We start from the raw sequence: 16,704 nt of genomic DNA on the forward strand, positions 1-16,704 counted from the left end.
CGCCCGCGCCGAACGAGGAGGACAGATCCGCGTGCCTGCCAAGAACGTCACCGTCAACCGGGCCGCCCTCGGGCACCGCATCGCCTACGCGCTGCGTCATCCCGAGCGGGTGCCCCGCCATCTGGTCCGCGCCACTCGGGACGCGTGGCTTCGTCACCGCCGGCCGGACCACATCGCGTACTACCGCGCGGTGATGCGGTCCGACACCCGTGCCGACCCGGACGCGGCGGTCGGCAGCCGTACGCATGAGCGGTGGCTGGCGCTGGGGGCCATGCAGTTCGACTACCTGGTCGGCCACGGTCTGCGCCCCGAGCACCGGATGCTGGAGATCGGCTGCGGCAACCTGCGGGCGGGCTGGCGGTTCATCCGGCACCTGGAACCGGGGCACTACTACGGCATCGACATCTCCCCCGACATCCTCGTCGCCGCGCAGGACACGATGGTGCGCATGGGGTTGCAGAAACGGCTCCCCACGCTCACCCCGGTCAACGATCTGACCCTGCGCTTCCTGCCCGACGCCCACTTCGACGTGGTGCACGCGCACAGCGTCTTCTCCCATTCGCCGCTGCCCGTCATCGAGGAGTGTCTGGCCAACGTCGGCCGGGTGCTGGCACCCGGCGGCTGGTTCGACTTCACCTTCGACCGCACCGAGGGCAAGGAGCACCACGTCCTGCGGGAGGACTTCTACTACCGCACCGAGACGCTCGTCGCCCTGGCCGAGAAGCATGGCCTGACGGCGCGCTTCATGGACGACTGGGAGGAACTGCCGCACGGCCAGTCGAAGATCCGCGTCACCCGCCGCGATGCGCCCTGTCCTGAGACGGACCCAACGGTCATGCTGGACCCCGACGAGCCGGCCGCACGATCAACGGAGCCCACATGACAGACCAGGTCACCCGTCTCGAAGTGAAGCCGGTCGCCGGCCATATCGGCGCCGAGATCACGGGAGTCGACCTGGCCGAGGAGTTGAAGGACGAGGTCGTCGCCCGGATCCGGGAGGCGGTGCTGCGCTGGAAGGTGGTGTTCTTCCGCGAACAGAAGCTGGACCACACCTCGCATGTGGCGTTCGCGCAGCGGTTCGGCGAACCGATCCGGCTGAGGTCACGCGGAAGTGCCTCGCCCCGGGACTTCCCCGAGGTCGAGACGACGGCCGACCGGCTGGAGCTGGGCGGGCGTTACGGCATGGACCATGAGGAGTGGCTGCGCCGGCGCCGCCATTCGCTGCTGCGCGGGTGGCACTGCGACCACGGTGCCCGGGTGGATCCGCCGGCCGCCACGATCCTGCGTGCCGAGACCGTGCCGCCGTACGGCGGTGACACGACCTGGTCCAATCTGGCGGTCGCCTACGCGGGGCTCTCCCAGCCCGTACGGGACTTCGTCGACGGGCTGCGCGCGGAGCACCGGCTGGGGGTCGGGTACCAGGCGCGGCCCGGCGACGACGCGTACGTACGGCATCTGCTGGACCATCAGGTCGCCTCCGAGCATCCGCTGGTGCGGGTGCACCCGGAGACGGGCGAGCGGGTGCTGTTCGTCAACGGCTACTACATCGAGCAGATCCTGGGGGTGTCCCGGATGGAGAGCCGGGCGCTCCTGGAGATGCTGCTGGAACAGGCGACGCGGCCCGAGTACACGGTCCGGTTCCGGTGGGAGCCGGGCAGTGTGGCCTTCTGGGACAACCGGGCCACGATCCATCTGGCGCCCAGTGACACGGCGCATATCGACCACCCCCGGGTCATGCACCGCGTGATGCTCGCCGGCGAGGTCCCTGAAGGGGTGGACGGCAAGCCGTCGGTGCCGATCGTGGGCAGCGAACCGCAGCGCTGGTAGACGGCGGGGCGGGATCGGAGCGCCGTCAGAAGATGCCCTGTCCCGGTACCAGGATGCCGTGCGGGTCGTAGGTGTGTCTGGCGGTGGCCAGTTGGCGCCAGCTGGAGCCGAAGTGGTCGCGCCAGTCCGACGGGCCGAAGGGGACGGAGCCGACCGGGTAGTGGGTGCCGCCGGCCGCGTGGACGGTGTCGTAGGCGGTGCGGTTGGCGGCCAGGAGACGGTCGATGGTCGCGGTGTCGTCGGGCGGGGTGGTGCGCAGGACTGCCAGCAGGTAGGGCACGGGGTCGTCGGGGGTGCGCAGCAGCGGTGTGTGGAGCCGCTCGCGCAGCAGTGGGTAGAGGAGGACGACGCCGGGGCCGAGGTCGGCCGAGGTGAGGTCGTCCAGCAGGGATCCGGCGACCGAGACCGCGGAGCGGCCGGGCAGCAGCAGGTTGAGCCAGGGGTGGGCGTACGCCCAGAGGCCCGCTTCCTTCAGTGCGGCGACGCCGGGGGCGAGTCGGTCGAGGAAGTCGTAGTACGCGAGGTCGGACGTCTGCACACCGGACGGGTCGTGGCGCAGTCCGCGCAGCAGTGTGCTGTCGTCGGGGGTGGGACCGACGGGCGGGCCGTAGGCGACGGCTTCGAGGAGGTAGCCGCGGAAGGCTCCGGCTGTGTCGGCGGTGACCTGTCCCTCGACGTAGGCGAAGCGGCCTTCCCGCACCAGCAGTCGCTGGTCGTCGAGGAACGTCCGCAGGTCGTCGTACGGGAGGAGGTAGTGGCGCACGGTCTCGGGCGCGGGGACCAGACGCAGGGTGGCGCCGACGATGACCGCGCACTGGCCGAGTCCGGCGAGTACGGCGCGGAACAGGTCACGGTGGCGCGTCGGGGAGCAGCGGACGAACTCGCCCGCGCCGGTGACGACGTGCAGTTCCGTGGCGTTGTCGACCTGGGCACCGTGCCGGTGGGTCTGGCCGCCGAGACCGCCGACCGACAGGGTGCCGCCGACGGAGAGTTCGAGATAGTCGGTGAGCGTGGGCGGCGTGAGGCCGTGGGCCAGGGTGGCCTTGGCGACATCGCTCCACTTGGCACCCGCCCCGACCGTGACCGTCCTGCTCCGTGCGTCGACGGGGCCGATGGCCGCGAGCGGTGCGGTCTCGATGATCAGGCCGCCGTCGACCTGTGCCTGACCTTGAGTGGCGTGGCCCTGGCCCCGGGGGGCGACCCGCAGCCCATGCGCGGCGCAGAAGCGGATCATCACGACGATGTCGTGGACGGAACCGGGCCGCAGGACCGCGGCCGGACGCCGGTGGACGATGTGACCGAAGTCGTCGGCGGCGGCGTCGAGCGCTGCCGCGTCGGTGTGCAGGGTCCCGTCCAGCGGCGGGAGGCCGGTGAGCGGACGGTCGGACGCGGTGGCCGCCCAGCTGCGGGTGAAGGGGTCGAACCCGATCACCGCGGCGCCGGCGGCGGCAAGGCCGTGCAGTGCGGTACGTCGCGACGGTGTGCGGGGCATGCGCTCCTCCTGGGGCGGACCGGATGAAGCGATCAATGTTCGCCGAGTGTAGGGCAGTTGGTTCCGGTGAGCCGGGCGGGACACGGTGGTGGCGAAGGGTTCTCGAAAGCGGAGCGGGACCGCGGTGGTGGCGAACCGACGGTCGTGTTCCGCCGCTGCCGTGTGCGGTGCGACGAGTGCGGCCGCCGCCCGGGCGGGACGGCGGCCGACTTCACGCCTGCGCGGCGCGGATCACTCGTGGGGCGTCTTCACGCCGACGCAGCACGGATTGTCGTGGGCGTCCTCACGCCGACACGGCGCGGTCACTCGTCGATGGCGGCGCCGAAGCGGGCGGTGCCGGCCGAGTCGCCCAGCGCTCCCGCGCCGTAGAGCCAGGAACCGTCCGCGACCAGGCCCTTGGTGCTCGCGGGCAGCTGCCAGACCACTCCGTCCTGGGTGTCCTCGCCCGGCGCGGCGGCCAGCAGTTCGGAGCGCCCGTCGCGATCCGTGTCGGCGAGCCGTACCTGTGCGCCCCACAGGTCGCCGGACTCGGCGGTGCCGGGGACGCCCGCAGTGTTCTGGTCGAAGGACTGCGCGCCCGTCGCGGTCAGGCCGTCCGCCGAGCCGCGCAGCAGCCACACCGCGCCGGCGTCCGCGACCGTCCCGATGTCCTCGCCCGGAGCGCCGATCGCCAAGTCCGCGTAGCCGTCGCCGTCGACGTCACCGACGGAGATCTCGGAGCCCCAGGCGTCGCCGTGCTCACCGGCGCCGGGCACGCCCGGGGAGTTCTGCGTCCACCACTGAGGTGTGCCGTCCTCGCTCTCCAGGCCCTTGGGGCCTTCCTCGCCGCCGTAGTAGACGCCCACCAGGCCGCCGGTCAGGCCTTCCGCCTCGGCGTCGGGGCTGCTGTGCTGGCCGGTGACGAGGTCGTCGTAGCCGTCCTTGTTGATGTCGCCGGAGGCGGTGGAGATGCCGCCGCGCAGGTCGCGCAGGTGGGTGAGACCGTGCTCCCCGCCCGAGTAGACCGCCGACCAGCCCTGGGCGTAGTCGTCGTCGGGGCTGTAGCCGGAGACGACCAGGTCGGCGTAGCCGTCGGCGTCGTAGTCGCCCGTGGTCAGGTAGGCGGGCTGAATGGCGCGGCCGGCGGGGTGCGCAGTGGTGTCGAGGGAGCCCGTGTGCCGCAGAGCGCCGCCGCTGTAGGTGAACAACTCCGCGCCGCGCTGGTCGAGTACGGCGACGACGTCGGCGGGGGTCTCCCCGGTCAGCCGGGCCGCGGTGACGGCAGAGCCGAACCGGGCGCCGGCCGCCGGGGCGGCGGACGTGAACGCGACGCTGCGGGCGGCACCGAGTCCGTTCTTGGAGCCGTACAGCACGGTCACCTGACCGGCGTCCTCCAGGGCACCGGCCTTCTTGCCCGGCGCCCCGATGAGCGCGTCGTCGTAGCCGTCGCCGTCGAGGTCGCCCGTGGCAACGGCCGCGCCGAAGGAGTCGCCGGTCTGCGCGGTGCCGGGGACACCGGCGGTGTTCTGGCTGAAGAGGGCGGTGCGGCCCTTGGGGACGCTGTTGTTGGTGCTGATGCCGTGGGGCGCTCCGTACTGGACGGTGACGAATCCGGCGCCCTTCTTGCCGCCGACGGTGCCGTCCGGCGCGCCGATGAGGATGTCGTCGTAACCGTCGCCGTCGAAGTCGGAGTTGCGGTCACGGGCAGATGTGCCGCCGGGAGTACCCGCGTAGGAGGCGGGCGCGGCGGCGATGCCGAGGCCTGCCAGCAGCAGGAAGGAGGCGGCGGCCAGTGCGGCGGAGGCGGTCCCGCGGCGCGAACGAGTGGTGCTGGTCATGGTGGTGCTCCCCGTTGGTGATGTGTCGTGTCAGCTCGAAAGCCGGGCTTGTCGGTGAATGCGGCGAAAACGCCAAGTTGCTTTCACCTGCGCCCAGTTCGACACGAGACGTGCCAAGGGAGTTGTGGTGCCCCGAGGGGCCGTGACACAGCAGTGACATGTGTTGCGGAATGCGGACCACCGGATGCGCGGTCCGGCCGCCCGCCGGATCCTTCCGGCGGACTACCGGACCGCTCACCGGGGGAGGTCACTCGCCGACGCGGTCGTCCTTCGGCTCGTCCCCGTCCGTGTCCTTCTCCGGCGTACTCAGGAACCCCGGCAGTTCGAGCAGACCGCCGGCCTTCTCGGGGCGGCCGTCGGAGTTCTGGCCGCTCAGGTTCTGCCGGACCGAGTCCAGGATCGTCAGGCCCTGGGCGACCAGTCCGGCCGCGATCTCACCGAGGCCGTCCGCGCCGTTCAGGACGTTGACGTTGGCTCCGGCGAGGCCGCCCGCCGCTTCCTTCACGATCTGCGGAAGCTGCTCGATCAGCATCCGGTCGAGTGCGACTCGGTCGTGCGACGCCGCGGCCTCGGCCTGGATCTTCATGCGTTCGGCCTCGGCGATGGCGAGCACCTTGATCCGCTCGGCCTCGGCCTCGGCGGGCTTCACGATCTCGCCCACCAGCTGCTGCTGGCGCAACTGGGCCGCGCGCTGGGCGAGTTCGGTCTGGGCGGCGAGGACCTCCTGCTGGGCGTGGGCCTGGGCCAGCGGTCCGGCCTGGGCGGCCTGCGCCTGGGCGCGGTCCACCTCGGCCGAGTACTCCGCCTTCACGACCGCGGTCTGCCGGGCGTACTCGGCCTGGTTACGGGCGGCCACCTGCTCCGCCTCGACGGAGGCCTGCGTGGCCTGTGCCTGCGCGATCTGGGCCTGCCGCTGGATGGCCGCCTTGTGCGGTGCGGACATGGCCTCGATGTAGCCGACGTCGCCGTCGTCGATCGACTGGATCTGCAGCGAGTCCACGATCAGGCCGATCTTCGCCATCTCGACCTTCGAGGTGTCCAGAACCTCCGCGGCGAGCTTCTGCCGCTCGGTGACGATCTCCTCGACGGTCATCGAGCCGATGATGGCGCGCAGGTGACCGGCGAAGATCCGGCCGGTCAGCACCGACATCTGGTCCTGGTCGGAGAGGAAGCGCTGACCGGCGTTGATGATGCTCTCGTGGTCGTTGCCGACCTTGAACGCGATCACGGCGCGGACGTGCAGCGCGATGCCCTGCCTGGTCACACAGGTCTCGGTGACCTCGGCCTCGCACATCGACAGGGTGAGAAAACGGGTCTTACGGAAGACGGGCAGCACGAACTTTCCGTGACCCGTCACCACTCGGAACGGCGCGCCCCCCAGTCCCCGCCTGCCTCCCGATATCAGCATCGCCTCATCGGGGGCGGGAACGCGGTAACCGAACATTCTGATTCTCCTTAACCGGCGTCGACGGGATCGCCGTCCAACGCGTCCAACGGGTCGACCCAGCGGATGACGTCGACCTCACGACATCCGCGGGACTCGACCACGAGCACGGTCGCCCCCATGGGCAGGGGCTCCTGCGACCAGGCAAGGAAGGTCTCGGATCCGCCTCTGACCCGCACGAGGATCTCGCCTGGACCGGCGCTTCCCCGCGTGCCGATGAGGAGCTCCCCAGTACAGCCGATCACGGCATCGTCCTGCACCATTGTCGGCCGCCTCCCCGTATCTCTGGTTCTGCTTCCGACCTTAGACCTCACCCCCGTCGGACGCCTACGCGCCTGTCGCTCTCCGTGTCACGCGCCGCGGTGCCTGCGCTCAGCTCTTGGTGAACCGGTAGGTCTTGCTGTCGGTCAGGACGCAGAAGCCGGGCGACACGACGATCACCCGCAGAGTGCCGGTGCGCCGGTCGTAGTCGATGCCCTCCGCCTCGAAGGTGCCCGAGCAGGAGCTGCGCAGCGGGAGCTGGCGCAGCGCCATGACATGGCCGGACACGTCCGCCGTGCCGTTCGGCTCGCCGGACAGGTCGATCTGCAACAGCGGCTTGGTGATGCCGAAGAGCGTGCCCGCCGGGTCGTCGGACGAGCACAGCAGCCGCGTCGCGGTGACGAAGTCGCAGCCCTGTACGTCGCGTACGGCGTGGTCGAGGTTGATGGTGGACGCCTGCGGGAGGTTCGCCGAGGGCGAGGTGCCCGGGTTCACGCCAGGAGTCGGGAACACCAGCAGCCGGCTCATCGTGCCGTACTCGCCCGACACCATCCACGTACCGCTGGGCGAGATGGTGACGAACGAGTTGTTCAGCGCCTCGCCCGCACTCAGCGCGTGGACGTACTCCGACCAGCCACCGCCGGGCGCCTGCACCCGGAACATCTTCGCGCTGCCGGAGTCGGCCTGGTACGGCTCGACGTAGTAGCCGTTGTAGGAGGCGTCGGGGTCGCCGACATGGTTCCAGCCGCGGCTGCTGACGCTGGACGGGATCGTGCCGATGCCCGTGTAGCGGTTGGCGCTTCCCGCCGGCACCTCGACCGAGGTCAGCCCCTGGCTCTCGGTCAGTGGGTCGGCGCGGTCCGAGCCCACCTCGTTCCAGGTGTCGGCGGCCGCGGCGGGCGTGGTGGTGGCGACGGAGAGGACGGCGGCCGTGGCGAGCGTGACGAGACCGGCCAGGACCGCGTGACAACGTTGCCGTGCGAGCATGCGCATGAGGTCTGCTCCTCGGTGGGGGTGTCTGTTCGGCGCACAGTCTGGCCCGTCATAGTGGTCATGCACAGACCAATGAATGGACGCCAGTCGTCAGCCCGCCGTCCAGCGGGCAACCTGGTCGGTCTCCCTACGCCGGCGCCATCGCGCGGCGTTCCGTACGCGCACGGAACGCCGCGCCTAGCGCGACGGCACCGTTGCCGAGCCGGGCGCCAAGAAGACGCGCAGCCATGCCGCAAGGAGGAGCCATGCCGCGATCCCGCACCGCCGTCGCACGCCCCCTCATCGCCATCGCCGGACTCGGCATCGAGTCGTCGACGTTCTCGCCGGCGCGGACCGAGGCGTCCGCGTTCCATCCGCTGCGCGGCGCGCGCGTCCTGACGCGCTGTCCGTTCCTCGCGCCCGGGACGCCGCTCCTCGACGCCGCCGAGTGGCGCGGCGCGCTCGTCGGCAAGGCGCTGCCCGGCGGCACGGTGACCGCCGCCGCGTTCGCCGAGCTCTCCGACGAACTCGTCGGGCGGCTCGCGGCGATGCCGCCTCTCGACGGCCTCTGGTACGACATCCACGGCGCCATGACGGTGGAGGGCGTCGACGACGCCGAAGCGGCCCTGCTCGCCCGGATCCGGACGACCGTCGGCCCGGACGTGATCGTGTCCACCTCCATGGATCTGCACGGCAACGTCTCGCGCGAACTCGCCCACATGAGTGACCTGATCACCTGCTACCGGATGGCCCCGCACGAGGACCACATGGAGACCAAGGAGCGGGCCGCGCGCCATCTCGTGGACCTGCTCACGACCGGTGCGCCCCGGCCGGCAAAGGCCTGGATCCCGGTGCCCGTACTGCTGGCCGGCGAGCAGACCTCGACGCGGATCGAACCGGCCAGGAGCGTCTACGCGGCGGTCGACGACGTGGAGGCGACGGACGGCGTCACCGACGCGGCGGTCTGGGTCGGATACGCGTGGGCCGACGAGCCGCGCAACCGCGCCGCCGTCGTCGTCACCGGACCGTCCGAGGCCGCCGTCACCGCAGGTGCCGAACGGCTGGCCCGCGGGTTCTGGGAGGCACGGCGCGCGTTCGCGTTCGTCGCGCCGACCGGATCACTGGACGAGTGCCTCGACGAGGCTCTGGCCTCGGACGCCCGGCCGTACTTCATCAGCGACACCGGCGACAACCCGACAGCGGGCGGCGCCGGCGATGTCACCTGGGGGCTCGAACGGGTGCTGGCCCGGCCGGAGTTCAAGGAGGCGTCCGGCCCGACGGTCATCTACGCCTCGGTGCCGGGCCCGGACGCGGTGAAGGCCGCGGAAAAGGCGGGCGTGGGGGCGACCGTCACGGTCGCGGCCGGTGCCGCGGTGGACGACCGGCATGCCGGGCCGCTCACCATGACCGGGGTCGTGCACGCGGTCCGGCACGGCGACCGGGACGCGGAGACCGAGGTCGTACTGCGGGTGGGCACCGTGCACGTGATCATCACCAGGCTCCGCAAGCCGTACCACCACAAGCACGACTTCACCGATCTGGCACTCGACCCGCGCGGCGCGGACATCGTCCTCGTCAAGATCGGCTACCTGGAACCGGAACTGTTCGACATGTCCGTCGGCTGGAAGCTCGCGCTCACTCCGGGCGGCGTCGACCAGGACCTGGTCCGGCTGGGCCACCGCCGCATCCGCCGCCCCATGTTCCCGTTCGACCCGGACATGGCCGCACCGGACCTCACGGCCCGGATCATCCCGCCCTCGAACACACCGCTCACCGGGGAAGACGAGTGAGCCACAGCTCTCCGGGAAGTCCCAGAGACCCTGGAAGTCTCGGAGCCCGGAAAGTCTCGGGGCCGGGAAGTCCGGGACGTGTGGATGTCCCGGACTTCCCGGCCGTCCGCCGGGCAGAGCAACGCTGCCCGGCGCGACCAGGCCGTCAGTGGTCAGTCGTCAGTCGTTTCACGCAGACATTGCCGACCGCCGGGTTCAGCAGACCCACCACGTTGATGGTGTTGCCGCAGACGTTGAGGTCGAGATCGATGGGGATCTGGACGACGTTGCCGGACAGGACTCCGGGACTGCCCACGGCGACACCGACCGGGCCGGGGTCGTCGGCGGAAGCGGTCCCGGCGGTGGCCAGAAGGGCCACTCCGGCCAGCCCGGCGGCGGCCATCAGACGAACACGCATTGCAAGCACCGATCAGTCGCAGGGGTGCGATTTCCTCCACCATCACCTCCGCGAGCGGCGACCGACATCGCTGTACGCCCGAACGGGGCCCCTCGTCCCGAGGGTCACCCCCTGAGCTGCGTCGGGGCGCGCGACGCGTCGCGCGGGGTGTGCGGAATGCCCGTAGCGTGAGAACAGGTCAGGTGGAACAGGGAGAGATCATGTCAACCAGCCAACCCGATTCGCCCGCACCGTCCGACGACACGGTGACCCCCGACGCGCTGCTGCACACCGGTGCCAACGGCGAGTTCACCGTCGAGGACCTGGTGCTCGCCGCAGGGCGCGACATCACACCGGCGAACCTCGCCTGGGCCGAGCGCAAGCTGAAGGAAGAGGGACCGGCGGCCCTCGACAAACTGCTTCCCTAGCTTGACCGGCTCCGATGCGGAGGAGCCGGTCAAGGACCTGCGGATCGAGAACCGCTGGTCAGGAAGGGTGGATCAGGAGCTGGGGCACTCCTTCCAGGCCAGGTGGTAGATGGTGCTGATGTCACCGTCCGTCGAGTCCATGGTCATGAAGCTGGTGCTGCTGGGAGCGGAGGTGCCCGCGTTGACGCGGAGCTCCGTGTTGATGTTGAAGTTCCGCTGAACCCCGCAGGGCGCCCACACCAGTTGGGCCCAGTCGGTGGTGTCCGTGGACTGCCAGTTGTCGTTGTACGGGCCGCTGAAGGGGTGCGTGATGGCGGCCGTGTTCGGGGAGCCCTGGAAGTAGTACGAGGCCTTCTCGGTGCTGCTCGCGCCCCGCTGGAGTGCGGCGAAGCCGCGGTAGTCCGCGCTGGCGATGGCGTACGTGAAGCCCTGCGGCACATGGACGATCAGGTTGAGCTGGCAGTTCTTGCGGAATGCGGTGGGGTCGGAATTGCCTCCGACCTGGGCGAGGTACTCGCTGTAGGTCACCGTGAAGGCCGTGTTGTCCGGGGAGACCGCGACGGCGGCGGTTCCCTGGGGACAGCCTGATCCGTTCACCGTGGCGACCTTGATGACGATCTTGTCCGGGGGCGGGTCGACGAACCCGGAGGACGGGTCCTGAGTCGGGAGCGCTGAGGCGAACAGGGCGGCGATCGCGCCACCCAGAAGCAGCCCACCAGCCATGGTGCTCCAATCCGTTGCGTTGGTGTTCCGGCGGCAGCACAGGGCGTGTGCCGCCGTGAAATGGGGGGTGCGGTTCCCCGCGCGGGCGGGGAACCGTCGCAGACCAGTGCGTTGGATCAAGCGTGGCTCATTTGCGCATGCGCATGACAAGCACACATGCGCATCTCGCCCCCGGATGTGAAGGAGCCGTGAAGACCGGGGGTGACCGAATCGTACGTACGCGCGTCCGGGGCGGCCAGGGTCATCTCCGGCCATTCGACGACGCCGTTCGACGCGCGTCACGCGAAGCCGGTGATCCGCGCCGCTCACCGCCCGTAGCGGCCGACCAGCGTGCCGGATCCGGTGGTATGTCCGGCGAGCGCGTGCTTCACCTCGTCGGCCGAGGCGTCCTCGGAGAGGGGCGGTTTCCCGTCGGCGGCGAACACCGAGAAGACGTAGCGGTGAGGCGCGCCCTTGGGCGGGCAGGGCCCGCCGTAGCCGCGTTTCCCGAAGCTGTTACGGCCCTGCACGGCCCCGCTGGGCACCTCACCCGCACCGAGCACCGTCGCATGGGGATCGATGCCCCATACGACCCAGTGCACGAAGGTGCCGCGCGGGGCGTCCGGGTCCTCGAACAGGACCACCAGCTCGGCGGCGTCGCCCGGCACGCCGGAGAAGTCCAGCGGCGGCGACACGTTCTCACCGTCGCAGGTGTAGCGGCGCGGGATGGTCCCGCCGGCGTCGAAGGCCGGACTGGACACCGTGATCTTCTTCGCCGCGTGGGGCGCCGATGCCGCCGACGCGGTGGAGGTGCCGGAGTCGGAGGCGGTGGGCGTGCCGGAAGCTCCTCCGTCGCCTCCGCAGCCGGCGATGAGCCCCAGCACGGCTGCCGCGACGAGGGGTACGGCCCTCCGGCGGCTTCTTCGGCGCATGTCCGCCACGTTAGCGCCGGGCGGACGGAGGGGCAGCTCGACGACGCACGGAGTCAGCGGCCCTGGACAGCGCGTCCGGCACCTGACGCGTGGCCAAAAGTCGTGCTTCAGCTGGGAGTTGGGGTCGCGGAGCAGGGCGGGGCCGCACCGGTTCGTCTAGGTTGACGTTCGACCGTCGAACATCGCTGCGCAGGAGGCGCTTCCGTGTCAGACCCTGACCCCCAGCTCGTTGCCGCCGCGGAGATACGCGCCCGGATCGACACGAGCAAGCCCCACTCCGCACGCTTTTGGAACTACTTCGTCGGCGGCAAGGACAACTACGAGGTCGACCGCGAGATCGGCGACCACATCAAGCAGATCTTCCCCGGCCTGGTGGACGTGGCCCGCACCAGCCGTCACTTCCTGGGCCGCGCGGTCCGGTATCTGGCGGTCGACCAGGGCATCCGTCAGTTCCTGGACGTCGGGACCGGACTTCCGACCGCCGACAACACCCATGAGGTCGCCCAGCGGCTGGCACCGGACGCGCGGATCGTCTACGTCGACAACGACCCCATGGTGCTCGCTCACGCCCGTGCGCTGCTGACCAGTACGCCCGAGGGCGAGACCGCGTATCTCGACGCCGACCTGTACGACCCCGACGCCATCCTGAAGGCCGCCGCGGGCACCCTGGACCTCTCCCGGCCGGTCGCCCTGATGATCCTCAACACGCTCGGCCACGTCGCCGACTACGAGCAGGCGCGGGCGCTGGTGTCCCGGCTCATGGACGGGCTCGCGCCGGGCAGTTACCTGGTGATCAGTGACAGCACCGCCACCAGCGAGGGCATGATCGCCGCGTCGGAGGCGTACAACTCCAGCGGGGCCGTGCCGTACTACGTGCGCAGTGTCGAGGAGATCGGCGGCTTCTTCGACGGGCTCGAACTGGCCGAGCCCGGCATCGCCCAGGTCACGCGGTGGCGTCCGGAACCCGGGGGTTCATCGAGCACGGACGTCGCCGTCGACGCCTACGGAGGAGTGGGCCGCAAGGCGTAGTGATCCGGCCATACGGTGGCGGGGCGGGGGGCATGGTGGCGGGGGAGAAGGATGGTGACCGCGCGAACAGCCCGCCGCCTCATCGTGCCCCGCCCGCCCCTGCGAGACTGAGCCGTATGGATCCACGACACCTGAGACTCGGTCGCCGTCGCATATGGATGAGCAGCGCGGCCTGCTTCCTGGTGCTCGGGCCGATCGGCTGGTTCCTGGCCGGCTGGATTCCCGTCGTGCTGCTGGCCATCGCCCTCGTCGCGGCCACGTCGGTCTCGCACTGGAAGGCCACTTCCTGGCTCGCGCCCGCCATCGCGAAGGGGCAGCGGGAAAGCCGCCGGGACGTCGCGACCTTCTGCGTGGTCATCGCCGTCAGCGGCTACGCCCAGCCCCTGGCGATGCCTTCCAGCTCCCCCCGGGACACGGCCGCCCTGCGCCTGGAGGCGTACCGGGCCGCCGCGGACGACGACCTGGCGGAGGATCTCCGCCACCTGGCGGCCGACGCACTGGACGCCGCCGACCACGCGTACTCCGGGGACACCCCGGCAGGCTGGCGAGCCGCCCGCGCGAGCGCGGAGCGCCTGGCGCACGCCGCCCAGGAGGGCAACCCGTACGTGCGCCAGCTCCTCATCCAGTGGGTGGAGCAGAACCCCGCCGGGGAACGCTAGAGCCTGTCTTTCGGATCAGCCCTGGCCGCGAGGCCTTCACCGCGCCGGTCGGGGTTCACGAGTCCGCTTCTCCCCGAAGGAAGTTGGTCACCTGGCAGGCGAGGCTGTCCCTGGTCGTCCCGGAGCGTGTGCTCGCGTCGACGGAGGTCTCGTAGAGGTCGATGCCGCCCGCCCAGAGGTAGCGCTCGGTCCACTCGTCGTCGACCTTCAGCTGGATCTGGATGTCCGCGCGGTGCAGGACGGCGTCGGGGCCGGCGGCGTAGAGGACCGCTGTGGCCCGGCGCAGGGGGTAGACGTCGTAGCCCTCGATGAACTGTGAGTTCCGCCAGTCGAGGAACGCGCTCTCGCCGTCGGCACCGATACGGATATCGATCTGACCGTCTTCGAGATGGATGCCGAAATGCTCAGTGGTCCGGTTTTCCACGGTCACCCGAAACCTGAAGTAGGTGAGTCCGTCGGCGGCGTCGTCCCGCCCTCTCGGGGGCTCCGCCTTCTCCACACCGTGGACGCGGACACGCAGGCCGGCATGCTCGTCGTACTCCTGCCAGTCCCCGACCACGTTCGGCTCGCGCACAGTCCACCTCTCCACTTCAGAGAGCTGTTTCCTATCTGTGCCCTCAACGAAGTGTCAAATGAGCGGAACATGCCGTGGCCAGGGATTTCCCTTTGCTTGATCGGCGATCAAGCCGTGCCCAGCCAGAACCTTTCCCGGGCGGCTTCGACGGCATTTCCGCGCGTGCTGCACATCACGTTCCGCACATGACGTTCCCCGGCGTCTCATCCGCCGTCGCGCAGTGTCCGCATCTGCTCGTCGAGCGGGCCGAGGCCGACGTCCCGGCGGCGTTCGTCGAGGGTCTGGGGGCGGCGGATCGGGTACGGGCGGAGGGTCAGGGGATTGACTCGGGTGCCGTAGAACTGCGGCCGGCCCTCTTCGACGGCGCAGTGGTCGGCGATATAGGCGTGGTGCACGGCGGGGCAGCGCCCGTCCGCCGCGGCCTCGGCGATCAGGTCGCGGCACCTGAGCTGGAGGTCGAGGTCCGGTGCGTGCAGCAGGATCATCAGGGCTGCCGTCGAGGCGGGCGCGCCGACCACGTCGGCGGTCGGCCAGCCGTGCCGGCGGACGATCGTCCCGAGCGCTTCGGCATTGGCTTCGCGGCACTCGGTGAGCAAGCGTCGGCACTGGGCAATGGGGTCCACTCGCGCCTCCCGCATCAGTCGCTGCTCGTCGTCCGCCCGGCGCACGAGCTCCCCGGCGAGAGCCGCCGCGAGTTCCGGGATCATCCGCCGCGCGTCACCGTCGACCGCCAGATGCCCTGGGAAACCCTTCACGGCATCCCCCGAAGCATCAATGCGAACCACACCTTCTTCCCTGTGCCGCCCGGGTCGGCCGGTGCGATCCCCCAGTCGTCGCTCAGCGCGGCGACGATGGCCAGTCCGCGTCCCGACTCCTCGGCGCAGTCCGCCGTGCGCAGCCGAGGCAGGGCGGGCGAGCGGTCGGCGACCGTCACACGCAGCTCGCGCTCGGTGTACTCGACGGTGACGGTGATCGTGCCGCCGGGGTCGGGGCTGCCGTGCCTGACCGCGTTGACGAACAGCTCGTCGGCGGCGAGGACAGCGTTGTCGAGGTGATCGGGCGAAAGCCCCAGATCGGTGAGGTGCTCGGCGAGCATGGCCCGGACCCCCGCCGCACGCGAGGGATGGGCGGGGACCGTGGTCCGCAGGAGGTGGGCTTCCCTCGCGGGCAGCACGGGCATCGCGGGAGTCATAGGCGTTCCGGGAGTCAAGGGAGACACGGGGGACACGGGGATCGTGGCGGGGTCAGCGGACCGCGCCCGGCCCGCAGGCGCGTGGTCGTCCGCCGCGCGGACGTCGTGCGCCGCCGGCCGGGCATCGTGCGCCGACGCGTGCACGTCGTGTGCCAGTGAGGGCGACGGCCCGCGGCGATGCGCCCTGGATGCCGTCATCGGTCCTCCTTCGCATGCAGCACGGGTGGGGGGTCGGTCTCGGTGGCTGCCCGTGCAGCCAACACGCCGGACCGGCGGCGGGACCAGGGGGTATCGGGGTTGTCCGGTTGCAGGCACGTAGTGGCATGGGATGTATGTTCGATCGCGTGAGCAACGTGAACGGGGGCCGACCGGCGGCGCACCGGACCGGCGGCACCGGATGGCCGGGGGTGCTCGGCAAGCGCGTACTGGTCACCGGTGGTACGCGGGGGCTCGGCGAGCAGATCGTGCGGCTGCTGGCCGCGGAGGGCGCTCGGGTGGCGACCTGCGCGCGCACCGCGCGGGATCTGGAGACGCTGGCCGCGTCGATGGACTCCGGGGTGTTCACCCAGCCGCTCGATGTCACCGCGCCCGAGGAGCTGGAAAGGTTCGTCGCCGCCGCGGTGAAACGTTTCGGCGGCCTGGACGGGGTGGTGGCCTGCGCGGGCGGTTCCCGCGGGGGCGGGTTCGAGCAGGCGGACGCCGAGGACTGGGCGGCGACCTGGGAATTGAACGTCGGCCACACCGTGCGGCTGGTGCGGGCCGCGGTCCCGCATCTGCGGGCGGCGGGCGGCGGCTCGGTCGTGGTGATCTCGTCGATCTCCGGCTGGAAGCCCGGCCCGCCTGTCCAGTACGGGGTCGCGAAGTCCGCGCAGATCCAGCTGGCCGCGTCGCTCGCCCGCGAGCTCGGTCCGGACGGGATCAGGGTGAACGCCGTCTCCCCCGGGTCGATGCTCATCCCCGGCAGGCGCTGGGAGCGGATGCGCAGGGAGGAACCCGAGGCGTTCGCCCGGTTCGTGGCGGCGGAGCTGCCGGGCGGAGAGCCGGTCGCGCCCCAGGAGGTCGCCCGGGTGGTGGCGTTCCTGCTCTCGGACTGGTCGAGCGGGATCTCGGGCGCCCACCTGCCGGTCGATCGCGCCCAGAACGCCCCCTCCCCTGACGGGTACTGAGGCCTCCGGCGGATCGGACCGGAAGAGAGCAGCGGTGCCGCAC

Annotated in this window: 18 protein-coding genes; 7 read left to right on the forward strand and 11 right to left on the reverse strand. The window is 70.9% G+C overall.

The features are described 5' to 3' along the window. Window positions 1–31 precede the first annotated feature (31 nt). Together OG975_RS02955 and OG975_RS02960 are read left to right on the forward strand one after the other, a co-directional pair. Entirely contained in the window at window positions 32–883 is an 852-nt protein-coding gene (locus OG975_RS02955) for a class I SAM-dependent methyltransferase (RefSeq protein WP_406327168.1), read from the forward strand. Further along, entirely contained in the window at window positions 880–1,827 is a 948-nt protein-coding gene (locus OG975_RS02960; RefSeq protein WP_406327170.1) for a TauD/TfdA dioxygenase family protein, read from the forward strand. The genes OG975_RS02955 and OG975_RS02960 overlap by 4 nt, the downstream gene beginning before the upstream one ends. Before the next feature lie 25 nt (window positions 1,828–1,852). On the opposite strand, the gene OG975_RS02965 is transcribed toward OG975_RS02960, so the two are convergent. From OG975_RS02965 to OG975_RS02985, 5 genes are all read right to left on the reverse strand, one after another. After that, on the reverse strand, window positions 1,853–3,319 hold the full coding sequence (locus OG975_RS02965; protein ID WP_406327171.1) for an FAD-binding protein: 1,467 nt from the start codon (window positions 3,317–3,319) through the stop codon (window positions 1,853–1,855). A gap of 302 nt (window positions 3,320–3,621) precedes the next feature. Next, a complete protein-coding gene (locus OG975_RS02970) occupies window positions 3,622–5,136 on the reverse strand; it encodes an FG-GAP repeat protein (protein ID WP_406327172.1) in 1,515 nt (504 codons plus the stop codon). Window positions 5,137–5,383: 247 nt separating this feature from the next. Continuing rightward, entirely contained in the window at window positions 5,384–6,580 is a 1,197-nt protein-coding gene (locus OG975_RS02975; protein WP_406327174.1) for an SPFH domain-containing protein, read from the reverse strand. Window positions 6,581–6,591: 11 nt separating this feature from the next. Next, complete coding sequence (locus OG975_RS02980; RefSeq protein ID WP_327426208.1) at window positions 6,592–6,843, reverse strand: hypothetical protein; 252 nt, start codon at window positions 6,841–6,843, stop codon at window positions 6,592–6,594. A gap of 109 nt (window positions 6,844–6,952) precedes the next feature. Further along, window positions 6,953–7,834, reverse strand: a complete 882-nt coding sequence (locus OG975_RS02985; protein WP_406327176.1) for a hypothetical protein — start codon at window positions 7,832–7,834, stop codon at window positions 6,953–6,955. A 245-nt stretch (window positions 7,835–8,079) separates the two neighbouring features. On the opposite strand from OG975_RS02985, the gene OG975_RS02990 reads away from it, so the two are divergent. Beyond that, entirely contained in the window at window positions 8,080–9,603 is a 1,524-nt protein-coding gene (locus OG975_RS02990; protein ID WP_406327177.1) for a M81 family metallopeptidase, read from the forward strand. Window positions 9,604–9,748: 145 nt separating this feature from the next. Here the strand turns inward: OG975_RS02990 and OG975_RS02995 are convergent, their stop codons facing one another. Further along, window positions 9,749–10,000: a chaplin gene (locus OG975_RS02995; RefSeq protein ID WP_406327178.1), complete on the reverse strand. Its 252-nt coding sequence runs from the start codon at window positions 9,998–10,000 to the stop codon at window positions 9,749–9,751. 200 nt (window positions 10,001–10,200) lie between these two features. Here OG975_RS02995 and OG975_RS03000 point away from each other — a divergent pair, with 200 nt between their 5' ends. Then, window positions 10,201–10,407 carry a hypothetical protein gene (locus tag OG975_RS03000; protein WP_406327180.1) on the forward strand — a complete coding sequence of 69 codons (207 nt, stop codon included), beginning with the start codon at window positions 10,201–10,203 and terminating at the stop codon, window positions 10,405–10,407. A gap of 72 nt (window positions 10,408–10,479) precedes the next feature. Here the strand turns inward: OG975_RS03000 and OG975_RS03005 are convergent, their stop codons facing one another. Further along, complete coding sequence (locus OG975_RS03005; protein ID WP_406327182.1) at window positions 10,480–11,130, reverse strand: DUF4360 domain-containing protein; 651 nt, start codon at window positions 11,128–11,130, stop codon at window positions 10,480–10,482. A gap of 305 nt (window positions 11,131–11,435) precedes the next feature. Further along, complete coding sequence (locus OG975_RS03010) at window positions 11,436–12,041, reverse strand: YbhB/YbcL family Raf kinase inhibitor-like protein (RefSeq protein ID WP_406327183.1); 606 nt, start codon at window positions 12,039–12,041, stop codon at window positions 11,436–11,438. Between the two features lie 204 nt (window positions 12,042–12,245). Between OG975_RS03010 and OG975_RS03015 the strand changes: the two genes are divergently transcribed. Continuing rightward, window positions 12,246–13,070, forward strand: coding sequence for an SAM-dependent methyltransferase (locus OG975_RS03015; protein WP_406327184.1), 825 nt, complete (start codon window positions 12,246–12,248; stop codon window positions 13,068–13,070). Between the two features lie 158 nt (window positions 13,071–13,228). After that, window positions 13,229–13,729, forward strand: coding sequence for a hypothetical protein (locus OG975_RS03020; protein ID WP_406327186.1), 501 nt, complete (start codon window positions 13,229–13,231; stop codon window positions 13,727–13,729). Window positions 13,730–13,784: 55 nt separating this feature from the next. On the opposite strand, the gene OG975_RS03025 is transcribed toward OG975_RS03020, so the two are convergent. The 3 genes from OG975_RS03025 to OG975_RS03035 all read right to left on the reverse strand — a co-directional run bounded on the left by OG975_RS03025 (window position 13,785) and on the right by OG975_RS03035 (window position 15,483). Next, window positions 13,785–14,303 carry a hypothetical protein gene (locus OG975_RS03025; RefSeq protein ID WP_406327188.1) on the reverse strand — a complete coding sequence of 173 codons (519 nt, stop codon included), beginning with the start codon at window positions 14,301–14,303 and terminating at the stop codon, window positions 13,785–13,787. 203 nt (window positions 14,304–14,506) lie between these two features. Beyond that, window positions 14,507–15,010 carry a DUF6624 domain-containing protein gene (locus OG975_RS03030; protein WP_406336127.1) on the reverse strand — a complete coding sequence of 168 codons (504 nt, stop codon included), beginning with the start codon at window positions 15,008–15,010 and terminating at the stop codon, window positions 14,507–14,509. A 44-nt stretch (window positions 15,011–15,054) separates the two neighbouring features. Further along, the gene (locus OG975_RS03035; RefSeq protein ID WP_406327190.1) at window positions 15,055–15,483 is read right to left on the reverse strand and encodes an ATP-binding protein; all 429 of its coding nucleotides are present in this window, start codon (window positions 15,481–15,483) and stop codon (window positions 15,055–15,057) included. A 365-nt stretch (window positions 15,484–15,848) separates the two neighbouring features. Between OG975_RS03035 and OG975_RS03040 the strand changes: the two genes are divergently transcribed. Further along, a complete protein-coding gene (locus tag OG975_RS03040; protein ID WP_406336128.1) occupies window positions 15,849–16,661 on the forward strand; it encodes an SDR family NAD(P)-dependent oxidoreductase in 813 nt (270 codons plus the stop codon). Window positions 16,662–16,704 lie beyond the last annotated feature (43 nt).

It is taken from the genome of Streptomyces sp. NBC_00203 (assembly GCF_045206325.1).
GTDB classification, from domain to species: domain Bacteria; phylum Actinomycetota; class Actinomycetes; order Streptomycetales; family Streptomycetaceae; genus Streptomyces; species Streptomyces lutosisoli.